The sequence below is a fragment of the Antarcticimicrobium sediminis genome (genome assembly GCF_004348975.1).
Classification (GTDB): Bacteria; Pseudomonadota; Alphaproteobacteria; order Rhodobacterales; family Rhodobacteraceae; genus Antarcticimicrobium; species Antarcticimicrobium sediminis.
The window spans coordinates 179,656-205,319 of sequence record NZ_SMFP01000007.1; the positions used below are offsets into that span (position 1 = coordinate 179,656).

At 66.6% G+C, this 25,664-nt stretch carries 13 protein-coding genes; 6 read left to right on the forward strand and 7 right to left on the reverse strand.

Translation table 11 applies throughout. The features are described from left to right. Window positions 1–232: 232 nt before the first annotated feature. The 5 genes from E1B25_RS12460 (at window position 233) to pbpC (ending at window position 11,190) form a co-directional block, all read left to right on the forward strand. Window positions 233–520 carry a YggT family protein gene (locus E1B25_RS12460; protein ID WP_132829696.1) on the forward strand — a complete coding sequence of 96 codons (288 nt, stop codon included), beginning with the start codon at window positions 233–235 and terminating at the stop codon, window positions 518–520. A gap of 184 nt (window positions 521–704) precedes the next feature. Next, window positions 705–2,753 carry a DNA helicase RecQ gene (recQ, locus tag E1B25_RS12465; RefSeq protein WP_132829806.1) on the forward strand — a complete coding sequence of 683 codons (2,049 nt, stop codon included), beginning with the start codon at window positions 705–707 and terminating at the stop codon, window positions 2,751–2,753. Between the two features lie 32 nt (window positions 2,754–2,785). Further along, the gene (gene yaaA / locus E1B25_RS12470; protein ID WP_132829698.1) at window positions 2,786–3,565 is read left to right on the forward strand and encodes a peroxide stress protein YaaA; all 780 of its coding nucleotides are present in this window, start codon (window positions 2,786–2,788) and stop codon (window positions 3,563–3,565) included. A 117-nt stretch (window positions 3,566–3,682) separates the two neighbouring features. Beyond that, entirely contained in the window at window positions 3,683–9,139 is a 5,457-nt protein-coding gene (locus E1B25_RS12475) for an alpha-2-macroglobulin family protein (RefSeq protein ID WP_245510706.1), read from the forward strand. After that, a complete protein-coding gene (gene pbpC / locus E1B25_RS12480; protein WP_132829700.1) occupies window positions 9,136–11,190 on the forward strand; it encodes a penicillin-binding protein 1C in 2,055 nt (684 codons plus the stop codon). Before E1B25_RS12475 ends, pbpC begins: the two co-directional genes overlap by 4 nt. 21 nt (window positions 11,191–11,211) lie before the next feature. Here pbpC and E1B25_RS12485 read toward each other — a convergent pair whose 3' ends face one another. Genes E1B25_RS12485 through E1B25_RS12500 form a run of 4 tightly spaced genes read right to left on the reverse strand, consistent with a single transcriptional unit; the run spans window position 11,212 to window position 17,928 of the window. After that, a complete protein-coding gene (locus E1B25_RS12485) occupies window positions 11,212–13,257 on the reverse strand; it encodes a hypothetical protein (protein WP_132829701.1) in 2,046 nt (681 codons plus the stop codon). After that, window positions 13,254–16,052 (reverse strand): DUF4159 domain-containing protein, encoded by a 2,799-nt coding sequence (locus tag E1B25_RS12490; protein ID WP_132829703.1) that lies wholly within the window; start codon window positions 16,050–16,052, stop codon window positions 13,254–13,256. The genes E1B25_RS12485 and E1B25_RS12490 overlap by 4 nt, the downstream gene beginning before the upstream one ends. Beyond that, entirely contained in the window at window positions 16,049–16,924 is an 876-nt protein-coding gene (locus E1B25_RS12495) for a DUF58 domain-containing protein (protein ID WP_132829705.1), read from the reverse strand. Before E1B25_RS12495 ends, E1B25_RS12490 begins: the two co-directional genes overlap by 4 nt. Beyond that, window positions 16,921–17,928: an AAA family ATPase gene (locus E1B25_RS12500; protein ID WP_132829707.1), complete on the reverse strand. Its 1,008-nt coding sequence runs from the start codon at window positions 17,926–17,928 to the stop codon at window positions 16,921–16,923. The genes E1B25_RS12495 and E1B25_RS12500 overlap by 4 nt, the downstream gene beginning before the upstream one ends. A gap of 76 nt (window positions 17,929–18,004) precedes the next feature. Here E1B25_RS12500 and E1B25_RS12505 point away from each other — a divergent pair, with 76 nt between their 5' ends. Continuing rightward, a complete protein-coding gene (locus E1B25_RS12505) occupies window positions 18,005–18,586 on the forward strand; it encodes a DUF1285 domain-containing protein (RefSeq protein ID WP_132829708.1) in 582 nt (193 codons plus the stop codon). 7 nt (window positions 18,587–18,593) lie between these two features. Here E1B25_RS12505 and E1B25_RS12510 read toward each other — a convergent pair whose 3' ends face one another. From E1B25_RS12510 to E1B25_RS12520, 3 genes are all read right to left on the reverse strand, one after another. Beyond that, the gene (locus tag E1B25_RS12510; RefSeq protein ID WP_132829710.1) at window positions 18,594–19,295 is read right to left on the reverse strand and encodes a CpXC domain-containing protein; all 702 of its coding nucleotides are present in this window, start codon (window positions 19,293–19,295) and stop codon (window positions 18,594–18,596) included. Window positions 19,296–19,317: 22 nt separating this feature from the next. After that, window positions 19,318–24,465 (reverse strand): hypothetical protein, encoded by a 5,148-nt coding sequence (locus E1B25_RS12515; RefSeq protein WP_132829712.1) that lies wholly within the window; start codon window positions 24,463–24,465, stop codon window positions 19,318–19,320. 114 nt (window positions 24,466–24,579) lie between these two features. After that, window positions 24,580–25,623: an OmpA family protein gene (locus E1B25_RS12520; RefSeq protein WP_165937611.1), complete on the reverse strand. Its 1,044-nt coding sequence runs from the start codon at window positions 25,621–25,623 to the stop codon at window positions 24,580–24,582. Window positions 25,624–25,664: the final 41 nt, after the last annotated feature.

A 25,664-nucleotide genomic window follows, 5' to 3' on the forward strand; every position in this document is an offset into this window, starting at 1 on the left:
GCTATGGTTTCCGCCCCGCTTGCGAAACAGGAAAAGCCGGGACTGCGGAACAAACGCCGGGCCATCGCGTCTTTTGCGGCACATTCTGTTTCCGTATGTTTCTGTGTGTTTCCGCCCGTTCGCGTCTGTTTGCATCAGGTTTTCGCCCTGTTTCCGGTGGGACACAGACCGCCCCCTTGCCCTTTACCCGCGCCCGTCTTAGGTCGGAGACGTTTCGAATAGGGAAAAACCGATGCAATCGCTGTTTCAAATCCTGATGCTGATCCTCGACGTGGTGTGGTTCTTTGTCATCGCGCATGTGATCATGAGTTGGCTGATCAATTTTCAGGTGCTGAACATGCGCCAGCAAATCGTGGCGCAGATCTGGTACGGGCTGAACCGTGTGCTTGAACCGCTGTATGGTCCGATCCGCCGGGTGCTGCCGCCGATGGGCGGGCTTGATTTGGGGCCTCTGGTCGTCTTGCTGGCGATCGTCGTGATCCGCATCGTGCTGCAGAACAACATCGCGCTGTTCTACTGACCTGCGCACTCTGGTCTGTTGGCCGGTCTGTTGGCCGGTCATCTGGCCCCCCTGCCAGCCGCTCGGCTGACACCGTCCCTGCCGTGATCCTGCCGCTCTTGTTCGCCCCGCTCTTGTTCGCCGAATCCGAGTGTGTGAAACTCTTGCACAAGAGCAGGCAAACAGAATGAACGAGGCGATTGCGATGCCCGGCCCCTCCCCGTTGTTGCGCGATGTCTTCGGATTCGAAACCTTCCGCCCCGGCCAGGAAGAGATCGTGGATGCGGTGACGCAGGGCGAGAACGTTCTGGCGATCATGCCCACGGGGGGCGGCAAATCCCTGTGTTTTCAGCTTCCTGCGCTGTTGCGCGACGGGGTGACCGTGGTGATCTCGCCGCTGATCGCCTTAATGCGCGATCAGGTGCGAGGGTTGCAGGAGGCCGGCGTCGAGGCCGGCGCGCTGACCTCGGGCAATACTCAGGACGAAACCGATGCCGTCTGGGCCGCGCTGGAAGCCGGGCGGCTGAAGCTGCTGTACATGGCGCCGGAACGGCTGGCCTCGGGGGCGACGCTGGGGATGTTGCGGCGGATCGGGGTCGGGATGATCGCGGTCGACGAGGCCCATTGCGTCAGCCAGTGGGGCCACGATTTCCGCCCCGATTACCTGCGCATCGGGGAATTGCGCCGCGCGCTGGATGTTCCGCTCGCCGCCTTCACCGCCACGGCGGATGCAGAAACCCGCGAGGAAATCGTCGAAAAGCTGTTCGATGGCATCGCGCCGCGCAGCTTTCTCGGCGGATTTGATCGGCCCAACATCCACCTTGCCTTTACCGCCAAGGACGGGCCGCGCCGCCAGATCCTCGACTTTGCGTCAGCGCGCCGGGGCCATTCCGGCATCGTCTATTGCGGCACGCGCGCCAAGACCGAGGCGCTGGCCAAGGCGCTGTCGGACGACGGCCACAGCGCCTGTTTCTATCACGGCGGCATGGACTCCGAGGATCGCCGCACGGTCGAGACGCGCTTTGCCCGCGAGGATGGTTTGATCGTGGTCGCCACCGTCGCCTTTGGCATGGGGATCGACAAGCCGGATATCCGCTGGGTCGCCCATGCCGACCTGCCCAAAAGCATCGAATCCTATTATCAGGAGATCGGCCGCGCTGGCCGCGACGGCGCTCCGGCCGAGACGCTGACGCTTTATGGCCCCGACGACATCCGCCTGCGCCGCTCGCAAATCGACGAGGGGCTGGCCCCGCCAGAGCGCCGCACCGCCGATCACGCACGGCTGAACGCGCTGCTGGGGCTGGCCGAGGCACTGGGCTGTCGGCGGCAGGCGCTGCTGGCCTATTTCGGCGAGACGTCAGAGCCGTGCGGCAATTGCGACCTGTGCGAAACCCCGCCCGAGCTGTTTGATGCGACGACACCGGTGCGTATGGCGCTGTCGGCGATCCTGCGCACCGAGGAATGGTTCGGTGCTGGCCATCTGACCGACATCCTGACTGGAACCGAAACCGACCGCATCCGCGACCGAGGCCATGACCGGTTGCCCACCTACGGCGTCGGCAAAGAGTATGACAAACGCCAATGGTCCGCGATCTTTCGCCAGATGATGGGGCGCGACCTGCTGCGCCCCGACGCCGAACGCCACGGCGCGCTCAAGATGACCGACACCGCCCTGCCGATCCTGCGCGGAGAACAGACGATCACGCTGCGCCGCGATGTGCTGCGCCGCGCCGCGCAGCAACGCCGCCCCGCCGTCAAAGCGCTGGTCTCGGACGAGGACGCGCCGCTGCTGTCGGCGCTCAAGGCCAAACGCCGCGCCCTGTCCGAGGCCGCCAAGGTGCCCGCCTATGTCATTTTCCCCGACCGCACGCTGATCGAAATGGCCGAAACCCGGCCCGCGACCCTTGATCAGATGGCGCGCGTCAACGGCGTCGGGGCCAAGAAACTCGACCGCTATGGTGCCGCCTTTCTTGAAGTGATCAACGGCGCGGCAGAGCCGCAAGCCCATCCGCAACGCCGCAAGCTCGCCGGGCGTGCGGCGGGCAGCCTGTTTGACCAGTTGCTGGAGGCGCAGGCCGGGCTGTCACGGGGCGAAGGCGGCATCGACAAACCGCTCAGCTGTTCCGCCGCGCAGCTTGCCAAGGTGGCCCAACAACGGCCCAGCGACGAAACCGCGCTGGTGCGGCTGCTGGGTGAGCGGCGGGCGGAGCGTTTCGGCCCGGCCTTTCTGGACGTTTTGCGCGACGCGGGCTAGATCGGGTTGAAGATACATCCAAGGGGCAGAATATGTTGGTTTTGATCTCACCAGCCAAGAAGCTGGACTGGAGCGAACGCGACATCGAGACGAGTGAACCGCGCTTCGGCGCGGACGCCGTGGCGCTGGCCGAGGTCGCCCGGGGGCTGAGCGCGGAAGATCTGCAAAAACTGATGAAAATCAGCGCCTCATTGGCCACGCTGAACCGCGACAGGTTCCGTGATTTCGCGGATACCCCCGCGCCCGACATCACCCGGCCCGCCGCGCTGGCCTTTGCCGGCGACACCTATCAGGGGCTTGAGGCCGCCTCGCTCGACCCCGAGGAAATGGACTGGGCGCAGGACCATTTGCGCATCCTGTCCGGTCTCTATGGCGTGCTGCGTCCACGTGACGCGATCCAGCCCTATCGGCTGGAAATGGGCAGCCGGTTGAAAACCGCGCGCGGCGGCTCGCTGTATGCCTGGTGGGGCGACCGGATTTCCAAGGCGCTGAATGAACAGGCCGAGACGCTGGGTACCGACATTCTGGTCAACTGCGCCAGTCAGGAATATTTCGGTGCCGTTGATCTCAAGACATTGAAACCGCGAGTGATTGCGCCGGTGTTCATGGAGGATAAGGCCGGCGCGCCAAAGATCGTCAGCTTTTACGCCAAGCGGGCGCGCGGCGCGATGGCCCGCTTCATCATCCAGCACCGGCTAAGCGACCCCGACAGCTTGCGCGATTTCGACACTGGCGGTTATGTCTATCGCCCGGATCTGTCTGAGCAAAACAAGCCGGTTTTCGTGCGCCCCCAAGACGCCGGAAAGACCTGACGCGCCCCCGTCCCGGCCCGGCTGACACGACCGGATCGGGACGCAAAGCGGGACAGGAATCGTTGCCAACTCCTGCCGCCCCGTGCGACCCTTGGGTCATAGCACGGAGACAATTTCATGACCCATATTATGCGCGCGGCCCTCGGCCTGATTTTCGCAGCTCTCTGGAGTGTGGTGGCACTGGCCCAACAGCCCCAGCAGCCGCTGCCAGAATTTCGCTATGTCGTGACCAACGACACGGATTTCTACGGATCTGACCTTGATCCGCTGTTCGAGACCGACCTGCCCAGTTGTCTGCGCGCCTGTAGCGCCAATTCGCGCTGTATCGCCTTTACCTATAACACCCGCGCCAACGCCTGTTTCCCCAAAAGCCGCGTCAGCGAGCGAAGCCCCTATGTCGGCGCGCTCTCGGCGGAAAAAATCGCCACCTCCGCCGCAGCCCTCGCGCGCGGAACGACACGCGCCGCCGATCTGGATTTCCTGAGCGAAGACGATATGGCGAAGGCCCGCGACCGAGCCCGCGATCTGGGCCTGATGCACCGCGCCGGGGGGGTGGAGCTGAGTACGGTTCTGAACGCGATGACCACCAGCCTGCAGTCCGGCAATACCCTGAGCGCGGCGAACTGGACCGGCGCGGCGGTGTCGCTGACCGATGCGGGGGCCTATTGGACAGACTATGCCCGCCTGCTGCTGGACCTGCACAGCGACAGCAGCAGCCGCCAGCGCGCCTATGACCGCCGCGCACAAGAGGCCGCGATCAATGGCTATCTGCGCGCCGACAGCGACGGCGCGCGCGCCAGTGCACTCGACATTCTGGCGCAGGCGCTGGAGCGGAACGACCGGGGGCGTGACATGATCCCGGCGCTGCGTCTGGCCAATGATATCCAGCCGCGCACCGACAGCCTTGCCGCTCTTGATGCCGCGATCGGCAAATACGGGTTCCGCATCACCGAAAGCACCGTCGAAAGCGACACCGACGCGCCGCGCATCTGCGCCACCTTCTCCGAGGATCTGGTCGCGGCGGGGGTGGAGTATGACCCCTTTCTGCAGCTCCCCGAACCGGGGCTGGCGGTTCAGGCCAAGGGGCGGCAACTCTGCGTTGACGGGATCGAGCATGGCAAACGCTATCGCATCACCTTTCGCCGGGGGCTTCCGGCGGCCAGCGGTGAAAAGCTGCAAAAGGACATCGAGCTGACCCACTACGTACAGGATCGCAGCCCGACTGTACGGTTCCCGGGCCGCGCCTATGTGCTGGCGAAATCCGCCGATGCCGCGCTGCCGGTCGAGACCGTCAATGTCGACAAGCTGGAGTTGACCCTGCGCCGCGTCAGCGACCGCAACCTGATCCGCGCGATGCAGCAAGACTATTTCGCCCGGCCCCTGTCGCAGTGGCAGCAAGAGGACTTCGCCGACAGCGTCGCCCAAGACGTCTGGACCGGCAGTGCCGAGGTGCAAAATGATCTGAACCACGACATGACCACCCGCCTGCCGATGGGCGAGGCCATCGCCGGACAGGGGCCGGGGATCTATGTGCTCAGCGCCAAGCTGCCGGGGGCCGACCCTTATGATGATCCCGGCGCGACGCAGTGGTTCGTCTTGTCCGATCTCGGGCTGTCCACCCTGTCGGGCAGCGACGGACTGCATGTGCAGGTCGCCGGGCTGTCGGATGCGCAAGCGCGCGCCGGGGTCGAACTGACGCTGATCTCGCGCGCCAATGCAGTGCTGGGCACGGTGCAGACCGGGGCCGATGGTCATGCGCTGTTTGCGCCCGGCCTGACCCGGGGCAGCGGTGGCGCGGCACCGGCGTTGGTCGTGGCTCGATTGGGCGAGGATGACCTGAGCTTTCTATCGCTGACCGAACCCGCCTTTGACCTGTCCGACCGTGGCGTCGAGGGGCGCGCGCCCGCCGGGCCGGTGGATGTGTTCCTGACCACCGACCGGGGTGCCTATCGCGCGGGCGAGACGATCCACGCCACTGCGCTGGCCCGCGACGACACCGCGCTGGCGATCGAGGGATTGCCGCTGATCGCCATCCTCAGCCGACCCGACGGGGTGGAATACCGTCGCCACATCTCTGGCGGCGGCGATGCGGGCGGCCATGTGTTCGCCTTTCCCGTCGGGGCCAGCGCGCCGCGCGGGTCTTGGCAGCTGGAGATCAAGACCGACCCGGATGCGCCCGCCTTGGCGCGCCAGACCGTTCTGGTCGAGGATTTCCTGCCCGAACGGATCGACTTTGACCTGACGCTGCCCGAGGCGGCGCTGCGCGCGGGCGATACGCCGCCGCTGAACATCGAGGCCCGCTATCTGTTCGGCGCACCGGGTGCGGACCTGAACATCGAGGGGCAGGTCATGCTGCGCCCTGCGTCGACGGTGGCCGGTTGGCCCGGCTATCGCTTTGGCCGCCACGACACCACGGCCCATGCGCAAAGCAGCTATTTCGGTGGCAGCAAGACCGACGCCAAAGGGCATGCCAGCGTGGCGATCGAACTGCCCCGCCCCGAAGTCGGCGGTCAACCCCTGGAGGCCACCGTGATCGCGCGGCTTGCCGATGGTTCAGCCCGCCCGGTGGAACGCCGGTTGAGCGTGCCGGTGCGCCCCGATGGCCCGGTGATCGGGATCAAGCCGCTGTTCGATGAGGTGGTCTCCGAGGGCACCGAGGCCCGGTTCGAGGTGATCGCCCTGTCGCCCGAGCTGACGCCGGAACCGATGCCGGTGCGCTGGACCCTGAACCGGGTCACCACCCGGTACCAGTGGTACCAGCTTTACGGCAACTGGGACTGGGAGCCGGTGACACGGCGCAGCCGCATCGCCAGCGGCACGGCCACGCTGGACGGCACGCCGCTGACGCTCTCGGCCCCCGTGGACTGGGGTGAATATGAGCTGGTGGTGGAACATCTTGACGGGGTCGATACGGCGGCCTCGGTCGATTTTTATGCCGGTTGGTATGGCGCGGCGGATGCCTCCTCGACCCCCGACCGTTTAGAGATGTCGCTGGACCGCGAGACCTTTGCCGTGGGCGACACCGCCAAGCTGCGCATCGTGCCGCGTGCCGGGGGCACTGCGTTGATCACGGTGATGGGGGATCGGGTGATTTCCCGTCGGTCGGTGACGGTTGACGCGGGCGAAGCCGTGATTCCGCTGGAGGTGACGGCGGACTGGGGCACCGGCGCCTATGTCACCGCCACCGTGATCCGACCGATGGACGTGGCCACGGGACAGGCACCGGCGCGCGCCATTGGTCTTGTCCATGCGGCCATCGCCCCCGGCGACAAGGCCTTGCAGGTCAGCATCGACGCGCCAGACCTGACCCGCCCGCGCGGCACCCAACAGGTGCGCGTCGCGGTGACGGGGGCGCAACAGGGCGACCAGGCCTGGCTGACGCTGTCTGCCGTGGATCTGGGCATCCTCAACCTCACCGGTTTTCAAAGCCCCGATCCGCAAGGCTATTATTTCGGCCAGCGGCGGCTAGGGGTCGAACTGCGCGATGTCTATGGTCGGTTGATCGACGGCATGAACGGCGCGATGGGAACCGTCCGCTCGGGCGGCGATGCCGATGCCGGGATGCGGATGCAATCGCCGCCGCCAACGCAGGATCTGATGGCGGTGTTCTCTGGCCCGGTTCAAGTGGGGCCGGAGGGCGAGGCGGTGATCGATATCGACCTGCCCGATTTCAACGGCACGGTACGGCTGATGGCGGTGGCCTGGACACGGGGCGCTGTCGGTCAGGCCGAGGCCGATATGATCGTGCGCGACCCGGTGGTGGTGACCGCCAGCCTGCCGCGCTTTCTCGCCCCCGGCGACGACAGCCGGATCCGGCTTGAGGTGGTCCATGCCGACGGTCCGGTGGGCCAGATGGAACTGGACCTGAGCACACGCGGCACCGGCATCGTGCTGGGCGGGGACCCTGCCCCGTTTGAGCTGACCCAAGGCGGCAAAGCGGTGTTCGAGGTGCTGGTTCACGCCAGCTCCGTGGGCGATCCGGTGATCGACCTGGCGTTGCGCACGCCGGATGGCAAGACCCTGACCCAAAGCCTGCGGCTGCCGGTGCGCAGCAACGATCCCGAGGTGGCGCAGACCCGGCGCTTCTCGCTCGCGGCGGGCGACCGGTTCGTGTTCAGCAACGACGTCTTTGCCGGGCTGATGCCGGGCACGGCCAGCGCGATCCTGTCGGCGGGTCCGCTGGCGCGGTTCGACGCACCGGGCTTGCTGGCGCGGCTTGACCGCTATCCCTATGGCTGCACCGAGCAGGTGACGTCAAAGGCGCTGCCGTTGTTGTACCTGTCATCGGTGGCAAAGGCCGCTGGGCTGGGCAATGGCCCGGCGGTCGAGGCCCGCATCGCCGGTGCAATCTCGCAGGTTCTGACGCGGCAAGCGCCCAACGGCTCGTTTGGTTTGTGGCGGGCGGAATCGGGGGATTTCTGGCTGGACGCCTATGTCACCGACTTCCTGTCGCGGGCGCAGGCCGAAGGCCATGAGGTGCCCGAACGCGCGCTTCGCCAAGCGCTGGACAATCTGCGCAACCGGGTCAACTACGTCCCCGATTTCGACGCGGGCGACGACGCGGGCAGCGATGTCGCCTATGCGCTGATGGTGCTGGCTCGCGAAGGCGCGGCGGCGATGGGCGACCTGCGCTATTACGCCGATGTGAAGGGCGGCGATTTCACCACCCCGCTGGCGGCGGCGCAACTGGGCGCGGCGCTGGCGGCCTATGGCGATCAACCGCGCGCGGACGCGATGTTCACCCGCGCCGCACGGCTGATCGAGACCCGGCCAGAAACCGGACGCGCTTGGCGCGCCGACTATGGCACCGACCTGCGCGATTCTGCGGGGGTTCTTGCGCTGGCCAGCGAGGCAGGCAGCGCGGCGGTGGATGCCGATGCGCTGAGCGCGCGCATCACAGGGGCAGATCTGCGGCTTTCAACGCAGGAGGCGGCGTGGTCGCTGCTGGCGGCGCATGCGCTGATCAAATCGCCCGAACACTCGGGTTTGCTGGTGGATAGGGCGCCGGTCGCAGGAGCCTTTGTGCAGATGCGCGGCGATGATGCCACCGGACCGGGGGCGGAGATCACCACCGCCAGCGGGCAGGCCACCAATATCACGCTGACCACGCTGGGCGTGCCCGAGGTGGCGCCAAAAGCGGGCGGCACCGGCTATGCGATCACGCGGCGCTACTACAGCCTTGAAGGGGCGCCGGTAGAGCGCCACGACTTTACCGTGGGCGAGCGGTTGGTCACGGTGATCGAGGTCACCCCGTTCGAGAAAACCGGTGCCCGGCTGATGGTGGATGATCCCTTGCCCGCCGGGTTCGAGATCGACAATCCGAACCTGCTGCGCTCGGGCGATGTGCGGGCGCTGGACTGGCTGAAACCCTCAGAGGCGGAACATGTGGAATTCCGCAGCGATAGGTTCCTCGCCGCCATCAACATGCGCGAGGCGGGCAAGGTGACGCTGGCCTATATCGTGCGGGCGGTGACACCGGGCCTGTTCCACCACCCGGCGGCAGCGGTCGAGGACATGTATCGCCCCCGCTATCGCGCGCATGGCGATACCGGTCAGGTGATCGTGCACGAATGAGGGCGCGCTGGCCCTTCGCGTTGGCGCTGCTGCTGTTTTCGGCAGCGGCGCTGCGCGATACCGCCGAGCGCTGGCTCGACAGATGGATCGCCACCACCGAGCTGCCGCTTGTGCTGGCCGAGACCGGAGTCGAAATCCGCGATCGCAACGGCGTCCTGTTGCGCGCCTATCCGGTGGCGGACGGGCTGATGCGGCTGGCCCCGCCGCCGCTGGGCGACGTTGATGCGCACTATCTGGAGATGCTGCTGGCCTATGAGGACAAGCGGTTTCGCAGCCATCACGGCGTCGACCTGATGGCGATGGGGCGGGCCGTGGCGCAGGCCCTTTGGCATCGGCGGGCCGTTTCCGGCGGTTCGACCCTGACCATGCAGGTGGCTCGGCTGTTGGAGGATGGCAGCACCGGGCGCTGGTCCGGCAAGCTGCGACAGGTCCGCGTCGCGCTGACGCTGGAACGACGGCTGAGCAAGGACCGGATCCTGAACCTGTATCTTACCCATGCCCCCTTTGGCGGCAATCTCGAAGGCATCCGCGCCGCCACCGTCGCCTGGTTCGGCAAGGAACCAGCGCGGCTGACCCCGGCACAGGCGGCGCTGCTTGTGGCGCTGCCGCAATCGCCGGAATCGCGCCGCCCCGACCGCCACCCCGAAGCCGCCCGCGCGGCCCGCGCCCGGGTGCTGGCGCGGATGCAGGACCGTGGCGCACTCACCGCCGAGGCGGCGGCCACGGCGATCCGCGCGCCGCTGCCCGTTGCGATGCAGCCGTTTCCGATGCTGGCGCCACATCTGGGCGATGCCCTGCGCGCCGCCGATCCGATGGCGCCGCGCCATGACGTGACGCTCGACGCCGGGCTTCAGGCGCGGATGGCGGCGCTGGTCACCGAGGCCGCGCGCAAGGCCGGGCCGCGTGTCTCGGCCGCGCTTGTGGTCGCGGATCACCAAACCGGCGAGATCCTCGCGAGTATCGGCTCGCCCGGCTATGGCGGGGCAGAGCGGCGGCAAGGCTTTGTCGATATGACCCGCGCGCTGCGCTCGCCCGGCTCGACGCTGAAACCGCTGGTCTATGGGCTCGCCTTCGATCAGGGGCTGGTGCATCCCGAAACCCTGATCCAAGACGGCCCGGTGATGTTCGGGCGCTATGCGCCGCATAACTTTGACGGGCGCTTTCGCGGCGATGTGACGGTGCGCGCGGCACTGCAGATGTCGCTGAATATCCCGGTGGTGAAACTGACCAATGATCTGGGGCCTGCGCGGGTGATGGGCGCACTGCGCCGTGCGGGTACCGCGCCGCGCCTGCCCGGTGGCGCACCGGGGCTGGCGATCGCGCTGGGGGGCATCGGCACCAGCCTGCACGATCTGGTTCAGCTTTATACCGTGATCGCCGAGGGCGGACAGGGTCCGGTCCTGCGCGACAGGCAGGAGGCCGCCTTTGCCGAAACGCCCCGCGTGATCTCACCCGCCGCTGCTTGGCATCTGGGCGATATCCTGCGCGGTCTGGCGCCGCCGCCCGGTGCCCCGGCGCAGGCGCTGGCCTATAAGACCGGCACATCCTATGGCCACCGCGATGCTTGGGCGATCGGCTTTGACGGGCGCCATGTGATCGGGGTCTGGATGGGGCGCGCCGATGGCACGCCGGTGCCCGGGGCCTTTGGTGGCGATCTGGCCGCGCCGGTGCTGTTCGAGGCGTTCGGACGGCTGAAACCGGCGTTCGATCCGCTGCCGCCGCCACCGCCGGAAACGCTGATCCTTGGCACCTCAGACCTGCCGCTACCACTGCGCCGCTACCGCCCCCGTGGCGCCGCGCTAAGCGCCAGCGGCGGGCCGGCGCTGACCTTTCCGCCCGATGGCGCGCGGCTGGCGGCAGGGGATGGGCGGCTGACGCTAAAGCTGAACGGCGGTGCCGCCCCGTTCACCGTGCTGGCCAACGGCGCGCCGGTGCAAACCGGGCTATTCGCGCGCGAATTCGACATCCCGGCCCCCGGTCGAGGGTTTTCGACGCTGGTGGTGGTGGATCGCGCCGGGCGCAGCGACCGGGTCACGGTGCAACTCGACTAGGTTCCAGAAGCGCGCCGGTGCCTAACGCCGCCCCTCGCGCAGCCAGCCGCCAAGGATCAGCGCCGAGGCCAGAACCAGCACCAGCCAAGCCGGCAGCAGCGGGGTCTGGCGGACATCGCGGGTTTCATAAGCCCCGCGCGGGGTCAGCCCGATCCAGCCACGCCCGGCAGCGGGCCGCCCCGCGCGCACATCGCGCAGGCGCGGCAACCCGTCCTCAAGCCGCAGGATGCCACCGCGCAGCGGGGCGATCACCGATGCCATCACATCGCCGGTGGCAATGGTCTGTTCGAATTCGCGCGGCGCGGCGGGGCCAAGGCCGATCACCGCGTTCTGGTCGCCCTCTGCCAGCCGATACAGCCCGATCTCTGCCCCGTCATAGCTCGCCTCATAGCGGCCGGGTGAGACCTGCTGCAGGGCGATCTCCTCCTCGGACCCGTCGGGGCGGGTCACCGTCACCGGCCCCACCGTCTCGCCCAGGGTGCGGCGGGTGATGCGCATGCTTTGTCCGGTGGCCTCGGCGGTCAGCGCCTCTTCCTCAAGTTCGGGTTCCTTCATCATCCAATGCGCCAACCGCCGCAACAGTTCCAACTGCGGGCCGCCGCCGTCATATCCCCGGCTCCACAGCCAAGCGTGATCCGAGGCCAGCAGCGCCACCCGCCCCTCGCCCACACGGTCGAGGATCAGCAGCGGCTTGCCCTCATAGCCGGTCATCACCACCTCGCCGCTGGCTTCCGGTTCGACCTCGATCTGGCGCAACCATGCGCCCCAGTGATCGCCGCCGCCTAGGTCGGCGGTGACCGGATGGCGCGCGCCCAGTTCGGTAACCTTGGGGCGATAGCGTTGCTCGATCACCCGGGCGGTGGGGCGCGCCGGAAGCACCGGAGACAGTGGCGAGCGATAGATGCTGTCGGCGGTGGCGAAATCCGGCCCCGCCGCCACCAGCACCGCGCCGCCCTTGGTCACATAGTTGGCCACGTTATCGAGATAGATCGCCGGCAGGATGCCGCGCCGCTGGTAGCGGTCAAAGATGATCAGGTCGAAATCGTCGATCTTTTCCAGAAACAGTTCGCGGGTGGGAAAGGCGATCAGCGACAGTTCGTCCACCGGCACGCCGTCCTGTTTCTCGGGCGGGCGCAGGATGGTGAAATGCACCAGATCGACCGAGCTGTCGGATTTCAACAAGTTGCGCCAGGTGCGCCCGCCCGCGTGCGGTTCGCCCGAAACCAGCAGCACCCGCAGCCGGTCGCGCACCCCGTTCATCTGGATCAGTGCGCTGTTGTTGCGCGTGGTCAGCTCGCCATTCGCCTCGGGCACCGAAAACCGGATCACGTTGCGCCCACCATGGGGGAGGGTAACAGGCAGGTCGATATCGCGCCCGATCGGCACGGTGAACCGCTGCGGCGGCGCCCCGTCCACCGAGATGTCTAGCGGGGCCTGCGCGTCGGTTTGCGGCGCGGCGCCGCTGTCTTCGATTCTAAGCGTCAGGGTGACCGGTTCGCCAATAATGGCAAAGGCGGGGGCGTTGCGCGCGATCAATCGGCGGTCCCAATCGCGCGCGCGCCCGGTCAGCAACAGGTGCAGCGGCGCGGGCAGATCGGGCGCGCGTTCGATGTCATGCACCCGCCCGTCCGACAGCGCGATGATCCCGGCGATACGCCCACGCGGCACCTCGGCCAATGCGGAGGAGAGCGCGGTCATCAGCTCGGTCCCGGCATCGCCTGCACCGTCGGGCACCCGCACCCGGCGCAGCTCGGTATTTGGGCGCGCGCTGAGTTGCGCAGCCAGCGCATCGGCGGCCGCCGCCATTTGATCGGGCCGGTCCGACAGGCTTTGACTGGCGCTGTCATCTTCCAGCAGCAGCACGATATCGCTGAGCGGCGCGCGATCCTCGACCTGATAACCGGGGCCGGTCAGCGCGCCAAGGATCGCCAAAACCGCCAGCAGCCGCAGCGCCCAGCCAGAGAGGCGCCGCCACAGCGCCAGCGCAACCGCCGCGAGGGACAGCACCGCCAGCGCCGCCAGCGCCGGCCATGGGATCAGCGGGTCAAAGATGATCGTTCCGGTCATTGTCCCAGCCTGTCCAGCAATGCGGGCACGTGCACCTGGTCGGATTTATAGTTCCCGGTCAGCACATGCATGATCAGGTTAACGCCAAAGCGCAGCGCCAGTTCACGCTGTCGTTCACCGGAAAAGCCGCGCCCGACCGGCAGCAGCGGCCGCCCGTCGCGATCCACCGCCCAGGCCCCGGCCCAGTCGTTGCCGCCGATCACGACCGGCGTCACCCCGTCATTGAGGTTGCGAAACGGCATCCCCTCGATCTGTTCCGCACCCGGCGGCGCCGCCTCGACCCAGATCCGGCCCTCGGCATGACGGCCCGGAAAATCCTGCAACAGGTAAAAGGTGCGGGTGAGGACATGGTCGCGCGGCAGCGGCTCCAACGGGGGGATGTCCAGCGGCGCGGCCAGATCCTGCAATTTGCGCCCATTCGGGCTTGCCGCGCCGAAGCTGGCGATATTCGCATCACGGGTGTCGAACAGGATCATCCCGCCCGAGCGCAGATAGGCGTTCAACCGCGCATAAGCCGCGTCAGAGGGGCGCGGCTGTTCCGGGGTTATGGGCCAGTAGAGGATCGGAAAGAACGCCAGTTCGTCCCGCTCCAGATCCACCCCGATCGGGGCGGCAGGTTCGACCGAGGTGCGAAAGAAAAGCGTGTCGGACAGCCCGCGCAACCCGGCTTGCGCGATGTCGTCCAGTTTCGCGTTACCAGTCAGCACATGGGCGAGCGTCAATTCTTGCGTGGCGGCGATGGCGAAATCGGTTTCTGCCGCGCTCGGCGCCTCCTGCGCCAGTGCGGGTGCATCGGGTAGTCCCACCAGCAGCCCTGTCAGCAGCAAAGCCGCCGCCAGCGCCGCGATCCGCCCGCGCGACGGCATCAACCGCCCACCCAGCGCCAACGCGGCGATCACATCGATCCCCAACAGCAGCAGCGCCAGCGCCAGAAGCGGCCCGCCAAGCGGTCGCTCTGGCGTGCCGCTCAGGGTCTCGACCGGCACGTTATCGGGCCAGGTGGCGGGCGTCAGAACAGCCTCGACGCCCAGCACATTGCGCGCCAGCCGCCGTTCGCCATCGTCATAAATGCCGGGGCGCAGATCGGGGCCAAGCGGCGCCCCGGCCAAGGCTTCGCCCGCGACACCGGGCAGGTTTGCCGCCTCGCGCAGCACGCCGAACCCGTCCATCACCTGCACCGGTCGCCATGTGGTGCCCGCCAGATCGCCCGCCTCTGGCGGTTTCGCGGACGAGGACACCGCCAGCCGCTCCAGCATCTGCACGAACAGGCCCGAAAGCGGCAGGCTCGACCATTCCGCATTGGCAGTGACATGAAACAGCACCACCTGCCCCTGACCCAGCCGCTTGCGCGTGACCAATGGCGTACCATCGCTGAGCGCGGCGATCACCCGGTCGGCCAGCACCGGGTCGGGCTGCGCCATCACCTGCGCACGCACCCGCACGTCTTCGGGGATCGGCAGACCGGCAAAGGGCGAACCCGGCGAAAACGGCGCAAGGGATTTCGGTTCGCCCCAGCTCATCGCGCCGCCCACGGTGCGCCCGCCGCTGCGCAGCCGAACCGGCATCAGCGGGTGTTCTTCGGTGCGGCCCATATCGCTAGCGGCCAGTCGCGGCCCGGCAAAACGGAGCAACAGGCCGCCCTTTTCGATCCAACCTGTCAGCGCCTCTTGCTCGGCCTGCGACAGGGTAGCGACATCGGCCATCACGATCACATCCGGGTTGGCCGGAAGCAGATCCAGCAGCGCCCCTTCCAACAGATCGGCCGTGGGGGCAAGCGCCTGTTTGAGATAGTGCAGCGGCGACAACAGTTCCAATCCCTCGCGGTCCTCACGCCCGGCGATCAGCGCCACCTCGCGTCGCCGCAGCCGGTCATCGGCCAGCGTCATCGCCCCGGCGGACTGTTGGCCCTGAATCTCGAACCGGGTGATCCGCGCCCGCAGTTCGGCAGGCAGCGACAGGGCGGCGGTGACCTGCGTTGCCCCATCGTCAAACCGTGTGGGCAGACTGACCAGCACCCGCGCGGTGCCCGCCGGATCGCGGCCCTGCGCCAGGATCGTAACCTCGCGCGCGGGGCCCGGATCCGAGCGTTGCAGGGTCAGCTGCACCGCGCCATCCTCGAACCCAACCGGGGCGATCCCCAATACCGGTTGCCCGGTCTCTACCACCCGCAGAGCGCCCCGCGCCTGCAGCGCCGCAAGCAGCGGCGCGCGCCCCGGATAGGCCAGCGCGTCGCTCAGCCACAGGGTGTCAAAACCGCCCTCGACCTCAGCGATCGCCGTGCCAGCACTCTGCAACTGCGCTTCGGTCGGCTGCCACGGCGCCGGGACCACCCCCGGCAACCGGCTGCGCCAGATATCAGCTGATTGAAAGTTCAGCCCCTCCGGCGCGGTCAGGGATAGCAACGCCACCAGCCGCCCGGCGCGCCCGGCCTCGGCCAGGTACGCATCCAGAAGATCCATCCGCGCGCCCCAGCGCGGCGCACCGGCCCAGCTGGCATCCAGCACGATCAGGACCGGCCCGCTGCCGGTCTTGTCCTGTTGCGGGTTCAACACCGGGCCAGCCAGCCCGACGATCAACGCCGCCAGCGCCAGCATCCGCAGCAGCAACAACCACCACGGCGTACGATCCGAGACCGCCTCGTCATCCTTGAGCCCCAACAGCAAGGACACCCCCGGGAACCGCCGCCGCACGGGCGCCGGTGGAATCGCGCGCAGGATCAGCCAGAGGATCGGCAAGGCCAGAAGCCCCAGCAACAGCCAAGGTGTGGAAAAGCCGATGCCGCCCAGAACGGTCATGCCGTGCCCCCGTCAAGCGCCCGGTACAGCCACAAAAGCGCCGATTGCGCGCTGTCGCCGGTGTGGTGCTGGCTCAGCCGCCAGCCGGTGACGCGACAAAGCGCCGCCAATCGGTCGCGCCGCGCCGCCAACCGCGCCTTGTAGCGATCGCGCAAGTCGCCCGCCTTGAGCGTTTCATGTCGCAGCGTGCCGCCGACACTTTCAAAGATGGTACGCCCCTGAAACGGAAAACTTTCCTCGGCCGGGTCAAGCACTTGCAACAGCACCCCGCGCACGCCCCGGTCGGCGGCCTTGGTCAGGGCGCGTTCAACCTCGCCCAGATCGCCAAGAAAATCAGACAGGAACACGGCGCGGGCATGTGGGATCATCGCCCGGTGTTCGGGCGGGGCGTAATCGGTCGGATCGTCGTGGCTGAACGCCTCGGTCAGGCGCAGGATCTGGTCGCGCCCGCGCCGGGGTGGCAGCGCGCTTCCGGTCAGCCCCACCCGTTCGCCCCCCTGTATCAGCAGGATCGACAGTGCCAGCGCCAACAGCCGGGCACGGTCGGCCTTGCTCGGCAGGGTGTCGCCCGAGGCAAACCGCATCGAAGCGCCCTGATCAACCCAAAGCATCACCGACTGCGCGATCTGCCATTCCCGCTCGCGCACGAATTGCTGATCCCCCCGCGCCGAGCGGCGGTGGTCGATCATCCGCCGACTGTCGCCGGGCTGGGCCGGGCGGTATTGCCAGAAATCATCCCCCTGCCCGGCGCGCCGCCGGCCATGCTCGCCCAGCAGAACGGTGCCGGCCAGATGCTCGGCCCGCGCCAGCAGCGGCGGCAACCGCGCCGCTTCGACCTCGGCCCGTTCGCGCAAGGCAGAGGGTGATGTCACGCTGCCGCCTCGCTGCGGGTCAGGGCGGCGGCGGTTGTTTCGATCAGATCGGCGAGGCTGTCACCGCGCGCACGGGCGGCGAAATTCAGCGCCATGCGGTGGCTCAGCACCGGGCGGGCCATGTCGATCACATCCTCGGCATTGGGCGCCAGCCGCCCCTGCAACAACGCCCGCGCCCGCACCATCAGCATCAACGCCTGTGCCGCGCGTGGCCCCGGCCCCCAGGCCACGGTCTCGGCCACCTGTGCCGACACCCCCGGCTCCTCCGGGCGGAAGGCGCGCACCAGATCAAGGATCAGATCGACCACCGACTCTCCCACCGGCATCCGGCGCAACAGGGTCTGCGCCGCGATCAATTCCTTGGCCGAGAAAACCTCGACCGCGCGATCCTCGGCGACGCCGGTGGTGGCCAGCAGGATGTCGCGCTCGGTCTCGCGGTCGGGATAAAGCACATCGACCTGCACCAGAAACCGGTCCAGCTGCGCCTCGGGCAGCGGATAGGTGCCCTCCTGTTCGATCGGGTTCTGGGTCGCCAGCACATGGAACGGCGCACCAAGCGGGCGATCTTGGCCCGCCACGGTCACCACCTGTTCCTGCATCGCCTGCAACAGCGCCGATTGCGTGCGCGGGCTGGCGCGGTTGATCTCATCGGCCATCAGCAACTGGCAAAAGATCGGTCCCGGCACGAAGCGAAAGCTGCGGCTGCCATCGGCGGCGGTATCCAGCACCTCGGAGCCCAGAATATCGGCGGGCATCAGGTCGGGCGTGAACTGGATGCGGCTGCCGTGAAGCCCCATCACCGTCGACAGTGTCTCGACCAGCCGCGTCTTGCCCAGCCCCGGCAGACCGATCAGCAAGGCGTGCCCCCCGCACAACAACGCGGCCAGCGTCAGGTCCACCACCCGCTGCTGGCCGATGAACCGGCGGGTGATCGAGGCCCGGGCCTGGGCCAGCTTGGCTTCCAGCGCTTCAATCTCGGCAAGCAGATCGTCAGGATCGGACATGACATTCCTTTCAGGGGGCATATGTTCTGCCTTATGTTCTGATAGACTATAGCGCAGGAAAGAGATGGCAAAACAGATGAGCGGACAAAAACCTGTGACACCCTCGCCAGAAGGCATCGCCGAGGCGGTGCGCGCCAGCAAAACACGCGGTCTTCCGCCGGTGCACCTGTGGAATCCACCGTTTTGCGGCGATCTGGACATGCGCATCGCCCGCGATGGCACCTGGTTCTATCTTGGCACCCCGATCGGGCGGCCGGCGCTGGTCAAACTGTTTTCCTCGATTCTCAAGCGGGAGGAGGGGAAATATTTCCTCGTCACGCCGGTGGAGAAGGTGGGAATCACCGTCGATGACGCGCCCTTCGTCGCCGTCGATTTTGAGGCGACGGGCGAAGGCGCCGATCAGGTTTTGAGCTTTACCACCCATGTGGGCGATGTGGCCGAAGCCGGCCCCGAGCACCCGATCCGGGTGGTGCGCGATCCGGACACCGGCGAACCCGCGCCCTATGTCCTGATCCGCGCCGATCTGGAGGCGCTGATCGACCGCAAAAGCTTTTATCGGCTGGTCGATCTGGGCAGCCATCACGACGGTTGGTTCGGGCTGTGGTCCTCGGGCGTGTTCTTTCCCATCATCCCCTCGAAAGACCTCGACTCCGCCTGACGCGGGTTCATTCCGCGGCGGCGCGCCCCTCGCCGATAAAGAGCTTCTGCATGTCCACAAAAGGACCGTCGCTCAGCTGCGCGCGGATCGGGGCCCAAGGCTCGGGCGCATCGGCGATGGCGTCATAAAGGGCCCGATTGGCGGCGAACCCGTCCATCGGCACCTCTGCCTCAGTCAGGAGCCAGTTGAAATTCAGGGCATCGGCCTCGACCGAGGTCACGCGCAATTCGCGCCCCGGCCCCATTTCCACCTCAGGCAGCCGCCGCATCAGGTCGAGTTTGAGCAACTCGATGGTCACATCATCCAGACCCGCCGCACGCAGCACCAGCTTTTCCACCAGCGCCGGCCAGCCGAACACCAGCCGCACGTCAAGATCGGCCCCGATCTCGCGCGCCGCAGGCAGGGCGCGCGCCCCGTAGGAGGTATCGAACACCTCGGTGATCGCATCCTCGATCTCGATATAATCGGGCAGCATCCGGCCCGGGAACACGGCAATCCACTGCCCCGCACCGACCTCGAGGTAATTAAACTGCGGTTCCATCCGCACCGTTTTGGCGCAGGCCGGGCAGGCAAGGCTTTGAAAAGTGGCGGCAAGTATCTCGTCGCGCAGGTCGGGCCGGCGGTCAGCATTGACGCTGTCGCATTCCTCGAACGCGATATCGGTGCCACAGGACGGGCAGCCAATCGCAGTGGATCTGAACAGGGACATATCGGGCGGTCCTTTCGGGGAATCAGAGGTCTTTCAGCCAGTCCATGGCCGGGTGAGAATCCTTGAGCTTGCCGCTGTGATAGGCGGCATACAGTTCTGAGAACCATTCGGCAGGGGCGCGGAACTGATAGCCGGTCACGCCCTTGCCCCGGGCCGACGCAAGGTAGCTGACCCAGTCCCCCTCCTGGCTTTCGTGATAGGCCCGGTTGCCGATGGTGCAGGACGTCGCCGCCACCTTGGTTTTCCACGGGGCTTTGCCGGTGCGGGCGCGATCCACCCAGATCTCGCAATCGCGCCGACGGCGATCCCATTCCTCGCTGTCGCAATCGCGCGGCTCGGGCACCGGCGGCGTCGAGTTTTCGCCCTTGATCATGTATTCGACCACATAGGCGGGGTCGAAATCAAACTTGCCCGACACCGCCTCGGCCACCGGGCGCACGTCGGCGCGGTAATGACGCCAGCCGCCATAGGTGTCGTTGTCCTCGCCCAGATGCCGGGTCATGAAGCCGATCTTGTCGTCAACCGCATGGGCGACCTCGTGCAGGGTGTTCCAGTTGAAGAAGCTGACCGGTTCGTCCTCTTTGGTCATGTACCTGTCATCCTGCGGGCCCAACTCGACCTCCTGGCTGATGGCATAGATCGCGCTGGTCTTGGCCTCGCCCTCATGCATGGCGACGACCTTGGAGACGAAGTTGAAATAGGACCCGTCCTGCACCCCGCCACGATGCGAAAAGCTCAGGAAACTGTCATTGTCCAGCGTGTCACTGCCCGGCAGCGCCGCCATCAGATCATAGAACCGGCGCAGGTTGGGGGCGGCCCGATCATAATCGTCGTCCTTGGTCGATTTCTTTTTGTACTTGCCGTCATCGCCCTGGACCCAGCGCGCATTGGACAGCGTCAGATCGCAGCCAAAGCGCTCCTTGAAGGCGACCGCGACGACCTTGCGCTGGATGTCCGGCTCCAGCGTGTTGATGATCCGGTCCAGCGCCTTGGTGCTTTCCGCATCGCCGAGAAAGGCGCGGATATCTTCCCCATCGGGCACCTCGTTGGCGGCAAGTTTCAGGCGCAGCTCGGCCGCCGGGATCTGGGCGCGGGCGGTTTTCAGATCGCTTGCCGCGCCCTTGTAATCATCGGCAGCCGCCTTGATTTCCGACGCGTCCAGCGCGGTGCGGGCGGCGGCGATATCGGATTTGATCAGGTGCCGGTCGCGGTGTTTTTCCAGACGATTGGCCAGCTCGAACCGGATCTGGTTACGCTCGGCGGTATAGGTGGCGTGCCGATCCAATTCGGTGCGCAGGGCCCGCAAGGCCGTGATCGCCTGCTCGATGGTGTCGGTGCTGGCGGCGCGCCGGGCGCGATCGCGCCGGGCCTCGGTCATCGCCGTCTCGACCCGGGCCGATTCGGCCTCCACCGCAGCGCGCTTGGCGTCATACTCCGGGTGTTGCGTCAGCGTCGCAACCAGCCCGCGCGCCAGATCGGCGGCATCGCAAAGCTGGTCGAACTGCCCCATTTCCGAGGCAATGGCGCGACAGTGATCGACCGCCTCGCCGACCTTGGTGCGGGCGGTCGCGAAGTCTTCCTCGGCCGCGTCACGGGCCGCTTGCAGCGCGTTCTGCACCTCGTCCAGCAGGCTCTTTACATACATGGCCGAGGGGCGACCGCGCAGCTGTTTGAAGGTGGCATCGGCGGCCTTGATCGACATTTTCAGCCCATCACTATCCTCTTCCCCCACCTCCTTGATCGTCTCCATCACCACACCAAAGGCCGCCTGCCCGTCCATCGTATTGGCGGCGGTGGCACAGTCTGAGAGCAACTCTTCGAACAAGGCGCGGGCCATGGTGAAATCAAAGGCAGCCGCCTTGGCCTGGGCATTGTCGCGCTTGCCCTCCAACCTTGCGAACAGCGGCGCGATAGAGGCGGTGTCGCGCGCCGTGATCCGTTGCAGCGCGACCAGACCGGCCTCGCGCGCAGCGACAAAACGTTCAAAGTGATCGACCTGATCCTCAAGCGCGTCGCAGGCCGCGACAAACCCCTCCAGCTTGCGCAGGGCGCCAGCGAACTGGGTCATCTCGCCATCCTTGAGCGCCGCATCATAGCGCAGCTTGAGCGCATCGATCTGATCATGTGCTGGCCCCATCACCGCATCGTCCCGCTCCTGCAGCGACCGGATCGCAGCCTCGGCAGGGGTTTTGGCCTTCTCATAGGCGGGATACTCGGCAATCGCCTTGACCACCCGATCCACCAGATAAGAGGTCCGCAGGATCTGAACATAGGCGGCGCGATAGGCGTGCTGCTCCATCAGGCGATCAACCCCCGCGATGACCTCGTGCAGGCGCGCGATCTGCTCGGCAATCGCCGGATGATGAAGGTCTTTCGCGCCGGTATCGGTATAGTGGGTCTTATACGCTGCAACGGCCATCTTATAGCTCGCTGCCAGTTCCAGATAGGGCATGAGCAGCCCATCTCCTTCCTTGGCCAGCGCCCTGACGCGAGAAATGTCGCGCGCGCCCAGCGCCGCGTCCATGTCTGTCTTGATCCGCTCAAGCCGGGCTATTTCGTCCCCCAAGCCGGGTGCAACAGTGCCTTTTCGCAACGCCCTGAGCCCATCCTTGATCCTGTCGCGCGCGGGTTTATAGCAGCTTGCATAGACGTCGCGCACCTGCTCGGCGATGCCGATCTGGCGGTTCGCCTCGCTCAGCTCGTTCAGCGCAGCGGCGTAATTGCCGCGCTGTTCCAGCCGCCCGGCGGCGCGCAGCCGCGTTTTGACTTCGTCCAGTTCAGGATCAAGGCTTTTGTCGACATTGCCATCCTTGAGAATATCGCGATCCAGCTCGATCAGCTCTTGTTTCTGCTGGACCAACTCGCGCTGGCCAATCTGCGTCGCCACCGCCTTGCAGGCGACGATGCCCTGCTCGATACAGGCGCGCGCCCCGGCGGCATCTGGCGGCACCGCGCCCAGCAAGGCGCGGCCCGATGCGGCGGTTTGCTCGGCGGCCTTCAGCTTGCCCGCGAACACCTTATCGGGATCCAGCGTCGCAACCGCGCGGGCGATGTTTTGCACCTCGGCCAGTGCCGCATCAAAATCGCGGACGATGTTATCCAGCTTGGTCGCGTCCTGCAGGCCGTCGATCTGCGTGGCAATATCGGCGGCACGGGTGCCCCGGGCCAATTCTATGGCACCATGCTCCAGCAAACGCACAGCGTCGGCCCAATCGCCGGACTGGCTGGCCGCTTGCGCGTTTGCCATGCTTTGGCGGACGATGGCGATGGCCTCGGCGGCCTGCTCGCCGCCCGGTGCGCCGCCTTCCAGCCGGGCAATCTCGTCGCCCAGATCCTGTCGCCTCTGCAGATAATCCTGCGCCTGATCGGCCAGCGCCATCATCGCATCATGCTTGTCCTTGAGCGCGACGGCCGCCGCGACCGCAAGGCCGAAATCCTTGTCGGTGCCGGTGGTGTAATCCTTGATACGCGCCGCGTCATCCTTGAGCCGCTGATAGTAGTCCTCGATCGCGATCCGCCCGCCCGGCCCCTTCCGGCTGCGGGCTGCACGTCGGCGCGCAGTGAAAAGCGGATATTCGGTGTTGAAGGCAGTCACGCGGGCGATCTTTCTGTCCAGCGCAACAAAATGTCCCCGCGCCGCCTGCAGCCTATGCGATCCCCCCAGCAAGTCGCCGGTGCGGGCCAGCTGGACGGCATCCCTCAGGGTGCTGCGCAGCAGGTCGATTTCATCTGCGACCTTGTCGGTCACCGCCGCGTCCATCTTATCATAGGCCTTGAGCTTTGCGGCGACCGCTTTCAAATTCCTGTTGTAGCTGCGCAATGCGACCAACAACCGATCACAAGCCCCAACCGCCGCCGGGATCGCATCCAGATTGCGCACGGCCTCGGCCATGTCATCCGTGTCGCGCGCGGCCTTGGCATCCACCATCAGCTGCAGCGCGGCCTCGATCGCCGTCTTGATCTGCGGCGCCCCGGCATAGCCCCCGGGAGCTGGCAAATCATCCAGCATCGCCTGCCGGGTTGCCTCGATCACAAGGTAGCGGCCGTAATCATCGGCGATATCCAGCAGCGTCACCGCGCGCGCCGCCTGCGGCAATAGATCGGCATGCGCGCCAGCAAAATCGCCATGATCGGCCTTGCCCTGCGCGCTGTCATAGGCGGCTGCGATGACGTCGAATTTCGGCTTTACAAAGGTCGGCTCGTCCCTGTGCGCGTGACCGGTGAGCATATCCCAAGGGCGCAGAAAGCGGCGCTCCAGCTCACGCCATGCGGTCTTGTCGTCGATCCGTCTGTCGACCGCGGCAGTGGCTGCCTCAAAGGCCGTTCGCGCCGCGGTTGCCGCTGCCGGAAGATCCCGCGCCGCCGCCTCGCCCGCCGTATCCAACCGCCGGTCGACTCGGTCCAGCACCGCCGCAATATCGTCGGGGATCGCAGCGGCGGTAAACGCCCGCGTTGCCCGGTCGCGCAGTTGCAGCATCCCGTTGAACACCTCGGTCAGGTCGCGGCGCGCCTGCTGCACCCGGTCCTCCAGCCCCTCTTCGGCGCTTTCGCGCACCTCTTGCAGAACCTCGACGCGCAAAGCAAAGGGACTGACGACCTCTGCCGCCTCCAACAGGGCCGACAACCGGTCCAGCGCCTTGCCCGCGCTGTCGAGATCCGCGACCGAGTCGGTATCAACCCCGCTTTGATATTTGTCCTGCGCAAAGCCCCAGACCAAAGCGATGTCACCCTGATTGTCGAGCGCCAGCGCCTCGGGGCCGGAGCGGAGCGCGCCCAGCAAGGCTTCAACCCGATCCCGCATGGCGTCGACCTTTTTGCCGGCCTCTTTCTGCTGCACCCGGATCCAGACAAGCGTGTTCACCTCGGACAGCTTTTCGAGCCCGCCCTCGAAGTTCAACTTTTTCGGATTGGCCTCGATGATGTCTTCGGCGCGCGCCAGTTCGGCCAGCAGGGGGCCGCGCATGTTCGGATCCTCGATCAGAAGAATGCGCTCCTCCACCGCGTCACGACGTACGTTGAACTTTCCGAATTCACGCGCCGCCTCATCGCGCCGTTTGCGGGCCTTTTTCTTGCCGATGCGCTTGGGCACCCGAATATACGTGTTGATGAATTCGATCTGCTCGGGGGTAAGGCCATCGGGCATCGGCGCGGGCTCCAGAAAAATGTTCACCGTGAAATCCGGCGAAAGAAACAAGTAAATCAAACAATGCGTTCATGCAGAGTGACCTGGTCCACTGATTCGGGGCAAGCGCGGGCGCGGAAAATCCGCTCACTCTGCCCCCGCTCACTCTGCCAGTGTGAATTCAATCCGCCGGTTGCGCGCCTTGTTGGCGGGGGTGCTGTTCGGCACCAGCGGCTCGGCCTCGCCAAGCCCCCGCGTTTGCAACCGCGACCGCGCGATGCCGCGCGTGGCCAGCGCGGCGGCCACAGCATCGGCGCGGGCCCGGCTAAGCCGCAGGTTGGCCTGTGCCGCACCATCGGAATCGGTGTGCCCGGCGATCAAAAGACGCAGGCCAGCACAGCCCTTGGCGATCTCGGCCACCCGATCAAGCGCCGGACCGCTGTTGGCGCGTAGCCGCGTGCTGCCGGGCGAAAACTGGATGCCGCCGGCGCGCGATGCCTCTGCCAAGCTGTCGGCGCACCCCGCGCGCCCCGCCGCTGAAGGCGCGGTTGCCTGCGGCGCTGACGCCGTATCCGCAGCCGTATTGGGCGCGTCGGGGCTGCCACGCTCAAACACCAGGGTAAAGCTGACGATGCCGACCGGCACGATCGACACCCCGGCGGCCTGCTCCATCGTGGCGATGCCCTGTGCCATGCCGAGCTTGGCCGCCGAAACCGGGATCGGCGCGACCGAGGCAACCTCGACCCGATCCTCCCCCAGAAGGGCAACAGAAACCCGTGCGTGGTTGCTCAACGTCATACCGTGCAGCGACAGCGCATAGCTGAGGTCGATCTCCTTGCGGGTCAGCGCGGGCAGGTCGCGCAGCAAGGCCGCGTCAAGCTGGGCGGTGATCACCGCCTCGGGGTGTTGAAAGCTCTCGAACAGCATGAAGCGCAGCCGCACATTGCGCAGGTCAACGCCGGTATCCACCGAATCCAGCAGCACGCGGATCTGCGCCTTGCCCTGATCGGTGATCAGGCCGCTGATCGTGTCGAACCGGTTGGCTTCGGCCAGATCACCGTTCTTGATCGACAGGAACCGCAACTCGGACGCCGCAGGATCAAGGTGCCAGCCACCCACAAACGGCTGCACCCCCTGAGCCCGCGCAGCCGGCACAAAGGCGAGTGCCAAAGCAACCGCAAAAATCGATGCGAAAACGGGCACCATAAGCGGGCCCCTTACCACCAGGGACCAAAGGCGTGACACTG

Coding starts and splice junctions, on each gene's coding strand:
- E1B25_RS12460 (WP_132829696.1), top strand. CDS start 233: ATGCAATCGCTGTTTCAAATCCTGATGCTGATCCTCGACGTGGTGTGG.
- recQ (WP_132829806.1), top strand. CDS start 705: ATGCCCGGCCCCTCCCCGTTGTTGCGCGATGTCTTCGGATTCGAAACC.
- yaaA (WP_132829698.1), top strand. CDS start 2,786: ATGTTGGTTTTGATCTCACCAGCCAAGAAGCTGGACTGGAGCGAACGC.
- E1B25_RS12475 (WP_245510706.1), top strand. CDS start 3,683: ATGACCCATATTATGCGCGCGGCCCTCGGCCTGATTTTCGCAGCTCTC.
- pbpC (WP_132829700.1), top strand. CDS start 9,136: ATGAGGGCGCGCTGGCCCTTCGCGTTGGCGCTGCTGCTGTTTTCGGCA.
- E1B25_RS12485 (WP_132829701.1), bottom strand. CDS start 13,257: ATGACCGGAACGATCATCTTTGACCCGCTGATCCCATGGCCGGCGCTG.
- E1B25_RS12490 (WP_132829703.1), bottom strand. CDS start 16,052: ATGACCGTTCTGGGCGGCATCGGCTTTTCCACACCTTGGCTGTTGCTG.
- E1B25_RS12500 (WP_132829707.1), bottom strand. CDS start 17,928: ATGTCCGATCCTGACGATCTGCTTGCCGAGATTGAAGCGCTGGAAGCC.
- E1B25_RS12505 (WP_132829708.1), top strand. CDS start 18,005: ATGAGCGGACAAAAACCTGTGACACCCTCGCCAGAAGGCATCGCCGAG.
- E1B25_RS12510 (WP_132829710.1), bottom strand. CDS start 19,295: ATGTCCCTGTTCAGATCCACTGCGATTGGCTGCCCGTCCTGTGGCACC.
- E1B25_RS12520 (WP_165937611.1), bottom strand. CDS start 25,623: ATGGTGCCCGTTTTCGCATCGATTTTTGCGGTTGCTTTGGCACTCGCC.